This is a genomic window from Streptomyces milbemycinicus, from assembly GCF_002154605.1.
GTDB classification, from domain to species: Bacteria; Actinomycetota; Actinomycetes; order Streptomycetales; family Streptomycetaceae; genus Streptomyces; species Streptomyces milbemycinicus.
Genome location: NZ_MUNE01000961.1, coordinates 1 through 5,622, shown reverse-complemented (window position 1 = coordinate 5,622; position 5,622 = coordinate 1). Strand labels below are relative to the sequence as shown.

Below are 5,622 nucleotides of genomic sequence, written 5' to 3'. Positions count from 1 at the left end.
CGGACGCGTCGATGCCGAGCACGTCCTGCTCCCAGCCGCCGGTGTCGACCACCTTGAAGCGGCGGCCGGACCATTCGGCCTCGTAGGTCACCCGGTCGCGGGTGACGCCCGGGCGGTCCTCCACGACCGCCTCGCGGCGGCCGATGATGCGGTTCACCAGAGTCGACTTGCCGACATTGGGGCGGCCGACGACGGCGAGGACGGGCAGCGGGCCATGCCCCGCCGCGGCCAGGTCACCCTCGACCTCCTCCAGGTCGAAGCCTTCCTCCGCGGCGAGCTCCATGAACTCCGCGTACTCGGCGTCGCCAAGCTCACCGTGCTGCTGGTCGCCGCCGGTGTGGATCTGGTCGTTCATGAAGTCATTCCTCGTCGTCCTTCGCTGCTGTCCGCAGCTGCCGCGGGCCCGTACGGCCCGCTGGTGTGTCACGTCAATGGGCAGGCCATCTATGGATGGCCGGCGCGGCCGGTGAGCCGTCTGGCGTCCGCCAGATGCGCTCCCAGCCGCTTCTGGACGCGCACGGTCGCCTCGTCCAGGGCCGAGCGGGTCCGCCGGCCGCTGCCGTCCCCCGCCTCGAAGGGGTCACCGAAGACCACGTCGATCCGGCTGCGCAGCGGCGGCAGCCCCGGCACCACCCGGCCGCGCCGCAGCGCGGTGCCCAGCACCGCCACCGGCACGATCGGGGCGCCCGACCGTACGGCGAAGTAGGCGAGCCCGGAGCGCAGCGAGGCGAAGTCGCCGTCGCCGCGGCTGCCCTCCGGGAAGATCCCCAGCACTCCGCCGCGCTCCAGCACGCCCAGAGCGTCGGTGATCGCCGTCCGGTCGGCGTTCGCCCGGTCCACCTTCAGCTGACCGATTCCGCGCAGGAAGGGGTCCAGCGGACCGATGAACGCCTCCTTCTTGACCAGGAAGTGCACCGGCCGCGGCGAGGTGCCGATCAGCATCGGGCCGTCGAGGTTGTGGGAGTGGTTTCCCGCGAGGATGACCGGACCGGTGGCCGGAATCCGCCAGGCGCCCAGCACCCGCGGCTTCCACAGCCCGTACATCAGACCGATGCCGATCCGGCGGCCGACCGCCGCGCCGCTCGCGCTGGGCAGCGCGGCGGCGGCCTTGTCGGCCTTGCCGGTCGTGTTGGGGGTTCGGGTCACGCGGAACGCTTCTCCTCGACGAGGGTCACCACGCACTCGATGACCTGCTCAAGGGTGAGGCTGGTGGTGTCCACCTCGATCGCATCGTCCGCCTTGGCGAGCGGCGAGGTCTTACGGCCCGAGTCGGCGGCGTCCCGCTTGGCCAGCGCGGCCTGGGTGGCGGCCAGGTCCACGGCCTCCTTGCCCTTGAGCTCCCCGCTGCGGCGGGCGGCCCGCGCCTCGGCGGACGCGGTCAGGAAGATCTTGACATCGGCGTCGGGCAGCACGGTCGTACCGATGTCCCGGCCCTCCACGACGATGCCGCGCGGCGCCTCGGCGGCGATGGACCGCTGCAGCTCAGTGATCTGCGCCCGCACCTCGGGGACCGCGCTGACCGCGCTGACCCTGGAGGTGACCTCCTGGGTACGGATCGGGCCGGCGACGTCCACGCCGTCCACGGTGATGGTGGGGCCCGACGGGTCGGTGCCGGAGACGATGACGGGCTTGGCGGCGGCGTCGGCCACGGCGGTGGCGTCCTCGACGTCGATGCCGTTGTTCACCATCCACCAGGTGATCGCCCGGTACTGGGCGCCGGTGTCGAGGTAGCCGAGGCCGAGCTTGGCCGCGACCGCCTTGGAGGTGCTGGACTTGCCCGTGCCTGCGGGGCCGTCGATCGCGACAATCACTGCTGCCGGGGCGGTCCGGGCGGCGGTTTCCACGGTGACAGACACCTTTCTTGCGTTTCTTGCGCACGGGCGGTTTCGCAGCCCCCTCAAGGGCCTCGCACAAGGTTACTGCCGGATCGACCAACCTTTTTCCCGCAGGGCGGCCGTGAGGCCGGGCGCGGCGAGGGGTTCGACGAAGAGCTGGATCACGCCGGCCTGCTGGCCGGTCGCGTGCTCGATCCGTACGTCTTCGATGTTGACCCCGGCGCGGCCCGCGTCGGCGAAGATACGCGCCAGCTCGCCGGGCTGGTCGCCGATGAGCACCGACACCGTCTCGTACGCGGCCGGGGCCGCGCCGTGCTTGCCAGGCACCCGCTCGCGCCCCGCGTTGCCGCGCCGCAGGACGTCCTCGATGCCCTGCGTGCCGTCGCGGCGCTTGGCGTCGTCGGCCGACTGCAGTGCGCGCAGCGCCCGGACGGTCTCGTCGAGGTCGGTGGCGACCGCGGCGAGTATGTCGGCCACCGGGCCCGGGTTGGCGGAGAGGATGTCGACCCACAGCGCGGGGTCGGAGGCGGCGATCCGGGTCACATCGCGGATGCCCTGCCCGCACAGCCGTACCGCCGTCTCGTCGGCGGCCTCCAGCCGCGCCGCGACCATGCTGGAGAGCAGCTGGGGGGTGTGCGAGACCAGCGCGACGGCCCGGTCGTGGGCGTCCGCGTCCATCACCACGGGCACGGCCCGGCACAGCGCGACCAGTTCGAGCGCGAGGTTGAGCACTTCGGTGTCGGTGGTGCCGGTGGGGGTGAGCACCCACGGCCGGCCCTCGAAGAGATCGGCCGTCCCGGCCAGCGGACCGGAGCGCTCGGCGCCCGCCATGGGGTGGGTGCCGAGGTACCGGGTCAGCGAGCAGCCGAGCGCTTCCAGCTCGCGGCGCGGCCCGCCCTTGACGCTGGCGACATCCAGGAAGCCGCGCGCGACGCCGCGGCGCATCGCGTCGGCGATGGTCCGGGCCACATGTGCGGGCGGTACGGCGACGACCGCCAGGTCGACCGGGCCCTCCGGCTCGTCCACCGTGCCGCCGCCGAGGGCCGCCGCGGTACGGGCCCGGTCCGGGTCGTGGTCGCTGAGATACACCCGGACCCCGCGGCCCGCCAGGGCGAGCGCCACGGAGGTGCCGATCAGGCCGGTGCCGATGACGAGGGCGGTTCTCACTGGGCGATGTCCTTACGGAGGGCGGCGGCGCCGCCGAGGTAGACATGGGCGAGATCGGACTTGGCCAGGTCGGTCTCGATATGCGCGAGGATGCGGACCACGCGCGGCATGGCCCCGGCGATATCGAGCTCCTGGGCGCAGATCAGCGGCACGTCGGTGATCCCGAGCTTGCGGGCTGCGACGGCCGGGAAGTCGCTGTGCAGATCGGGGGTGGCCGTGAACCACACGCTGATCAGGTCGTCCGGCGTCAGGCCGTTGCGCTCCAGGATGGCGGTGAGCAGCGCGGAGACCTGCTCGTGCATATGCCGCGGCTCGTCCCGCTCCAGCTGGACGGCCCCGCGGACCGCTCGTACCGCCACGTCTGGGCTCCCTTCCGTACCGTCCCGGCGTCCCCCGGTCAGCCTAGCGAGGCGGACCGGGCGCGACGACGCCGCGCCCATCCTGCGGACACCCGCCGTCACCGGTGCGGGACCGGATCGGACGGGACGAGATCGGACGGGACGGGACGCGGCGGGGGAACCGAACGGGATGGGGTGGTTAGAGGTCGACCTCGCGCATCAGCATGCCGACCTCGGTGTTGGTCAGCCGCCGCAGCCAGCCGGACTTCTGGTCGCCCAGCGCGATCGGGCCGAAGGCCGTACGCACCAGCTTGTCGACCGGGAAGCCGGCCTCGGCGAGCATGCGTCGCACGATGTGCTTGCGCCCCTCGTGCAGGCTCACCTCGACCAGATAGTTCTTGCCGGTGTTCTGCACGACCCTGAAGTGGTCGGCGCGGGCGTAGCCGTCCTCGAGCTGGATGCCGTCCTTGAGCCGCTTGCCGAGGTCGCGCGGGAGGGGGCCCTGGATCGCGGCGAGGTAGGTCTTGGTGACGCCGTAGCGGGGGTGGGTCAGGCGGTGGGACAGCTCGCCGTGGTTGGTGAGCAGGATGATGCCCTCGGTCTCGGTGTCGAGGCGGCCGACGTGGAAGAGCCGGGTCTCGCGGTTGGTGACATAGTCGCCCAGGCACTGGCGGCCGTCCGGGTCCTCCATGGTGGAGACGACGCCCGCGGGCTTGTTCAGCGCGAAGAAGAGGTACGACTGGGTGGCGACGGTCAGCCCGTCGACCTTGATCTCGTCCTTCTCCGGGTCGACGCGGAGCCCCTGCTCCGTGACGATCTTGCCGTTGACCTCGACCCGGGCCTGGTCGATGAGCTCTTCACAGGCGCGGCGCGAACCCATGCCGGCGCGGGCGAGGACCTTCTGCAGCCGCTCGCCCTCCTGCTCGGCTCCGGGGAACGTCTTGGGCAGCTTGACCCGCGGCTTGTCGTGCCGGGCTCGGTTGCGCTCCTCTATCTGCGCCTCGTACTCGCGCGGGCGGGCCGGGGCGGCGGGCTTACGGCCGCGGCCACCGCCCTTGGGGCCGCCCCCCTTGGGGCCGCCGCCCTGGGCGCCACCGGACCCGGCACCGGACTTCGGGCCTCCGCTCCCCCGGCCGCCGCCCTTCGGGCCGCCGCTCTTCGCGCCGCCGGGCTGGCCACCGCCCACGTCGTAGCGGCGCTCCTCAGGACGGGGCCGGCCCGCGCGCTGCTGATTGTCGTCGCGCCCGTTGCCCGCGCCCCGGTAGTTCTGCCTACCGCCGGTGCCCCTGCTGTTCCTGCCGCTGCTTCGCATCAAGATTCCGTCTGAGAGTGGCCGCTGTCGTGGCCCTGGTTGTGGCCCTGGTTGTCGTGGGCTCGGTTGTCGTCGTCCTGCGGGTCCGGTGCGTCCGGGTCGAAGGACGGCAGCCCCTCCTGGGACTCGCCCTCGACCGCATCCGCCTCCGGGAGGAACGGGGCGAGCTCGGGAAGCTCGTCCAGGCCGCGCAGGCCCATCCGCTCCAGGAAGTAGTTCGTCGTCCTGTACAGGATCGCACCTGTTTCAGGTTCTGTTCCCGCCTCCTCCACCAGACCGCGCTGCAGGAGGGTCCGCATCACGCCATCACAGTTCACGCCGCGTACGGCCGAAACGCGGGAACGGCTGACCGGCTGACGGTACGCGACCACGGCGAGGGTTTCCAAAGCGGCCTGGGTGAGCCGGGCCTGCTGACCGTCCAGGACGAAGCGCTCGACGGCCGCGGAGTAGGCGGGGCTGGTGTAGAAGCGCCAGCCGCCCGCGACCAGCCGCAGCTCGAAGCCGCGGCCCTGCGCGGTGTACTCGTCGGCCAGCTCGCGCAGCGCGCCCCGGACCGCCCGGCGCGGCCGGTCCAGGATCTTGGCCAGATGCTCCTCGGTGGCAGGTTCGTCGACGACCATGAGCACGGCCTCCAGGGCGGGCTTGAGGTCGAGCTCGGCAAGTTCCGAGGCCCCGGCCGGGGCCTCGGCCGGGAGGGATGGCTGCTGCTCGCTCACGTCTTTGCCTCCTTTTCGGGCTGCGGCTGCGATTCCTGGTCGAACTCGTCGGTCACCAGCGGCTGCCGCCCCTCCGCGCCCGTCCAGCGCACCATGAGCGAGCCGAGCGCCTCCTCCTGGTCCAGATGCACCGCGCGCTCCCGGTAGAGCTCCAGCAGCGCCAGGAACCGCGCGACGACGGTCAGCACATCGGGCGCGTCCTCGGTCAGCCTCTGAAAGCTCGCCTCCCCCAGCTCCCGCAGCCGCGCCACCAC

Annotated in this window: 8 protein-coding genes; all 8 read right to left on the bottom strand. The window is 72.4% G+C overall.

Annotation, left to right across the window (positions count from 1 at the left end; all coding sequences use genetic code 11):
- The coding region (locus CCN51_RS49640; RefSeq protein WP_143676181.1) for a GTPase at positions 1–355 on the bottom strand (355 nt) is incomplete at its 3' end.
- 89 nt (positions 356–444) lie between these two features.
- Positions 445–1,182: a lysophospholipid acyltransferase family protein gene (locus CCN51_RS49635; RefSeq protein ID WP_405384547.1), complete on the bottom strand. Its 738-nt coding sequence runs from the start codon at positions 1,180–1,182 to the stop codon at positions 445–447.
- Positions 1,143–1,856: a (d)CMP kinase gene (cmk, locus tag CCN51_RS49630; protein WP_014180814.1), complete on the bottom strand. Its 714-nt coding sequence runs from the start codon at positions 1,854–1,856 to the stop codon at positions 1,143–1,145. Before cmk ends, CCN51_RS49635 begins: the two co-directional genes overlap by 40 nt.
- Before the next feature lie 60 nt (positions 1,857–1,916).
- On the bottom strand, positions 1,917–3,002 hold the full coding sequence (locus tag CCN51_RS49625) for a prephenate dehydrogenase (protein WP_014180813.1): 1,086 nt from the start codon (positions 3,000–3,002) through the stop codon (positions 1,917–1,919).
- A complete protein-coding gene (gene aroH, locus CCN51_RS49620; RefSeq protein ID WP_014180812.1) occupies positions 2,999–3,361 on the bottom strand; it encodes a chorismate mutase in 363 nt (120 codons plus the stop codon). The genes CCN51_RS49625 and aroH overlap by 4 nt, the downstream gene beginning before the upstream one ends.
- 178 nt (positions 3,362–3,539) lie before the next feature.
- Entirely contained in the window at positions 3,540–4,652 is a 1,113-nt protein-coding gene (locus tag CCN51_RS49615; RefSeq protein WP_086861126.1) for a pseudouridine synthase, read from the bottom strand.
- Positions 4,652–5,368: an SMC-Scp complex subunit ScpB gene (gene scpB / locus CCN51_RS49610; protein WP_014180810.1), complete on the bottom strand. Its 717-nt coding sequence runs from the start codon at positions 5,366–5,368 to the stop codon at positions 4,652–4,654. Before scpB ends, CCN51_RS49615 begins: the two co-directional genes overlap by 1 nt.
- On the bottom strand, positions 5,365–5,622 hold a 258-nt coding region (locus CCN51_RS49605), incomplete at its 5' end, for a segregation/condensation protein A (protein WP_158104781.1). The genes scpB and CCN51_RS49605, both read right to left, overlap by 4 nt.

Excerpts from the sequence above, each read along its gene's own strand:
- CCN51_RS49615 (WP_086861126.1), bottom strand. The coding sequence starts at position 4,652 with ATGCGAAGCAGCGGCAGGAACAGCAGGGGCACCGGCGGTAGGCAGAAC.